Below are 275 nucleotides of genomic sequence, written 5' to 3' on the forward strand. Positions count from 1 at the left end.
GTCGATGTCGGCACCGGCAGCGCCCGCGCCGGCATTTTCGACCTCACCGGGCGGATGCTGGCCTCGGCCAAGCGGGACATCACGCTGTTCCATGCGCCGGGTTCGATGGTCGAGCAGTCGAGCAGCGAAATCTGGGCCGCAGTCTGCGCGGCGGTGCGCGAAGCCGTTTCCATTTCAGGTATCGATGCCGCGACCGTGGCCGGTCTCGGCTTCGATGCGACCTGTTCGCTGGTGGTGCTCGGCGAAGGCGGAAGGCCGCTGCCGGTCGGGCCGTC

General features: G+C 68.7%; 1 protein-coding gene. It reads left to right on the forward strand.

Annotated features, from left to right (window positions below):
* A partial coding sequence (locus SB724_RS20030) for an FGGY family carbohydrate kinase (protein WP_410572578.1) occupies positions 1-275 on the forward strand: 275 nt, incomplete at both ends.

This window comes from Bacillus sp. SIMBA_031 (assembly GCF_046535225.1).
In the GTDB taxonomy this organism is placed as follows: domain Bacteria; phylum Bacillota; class Bacilli; order Bacillales; family Bacillaceae; genus Bacillus; species Bacillus velezensis.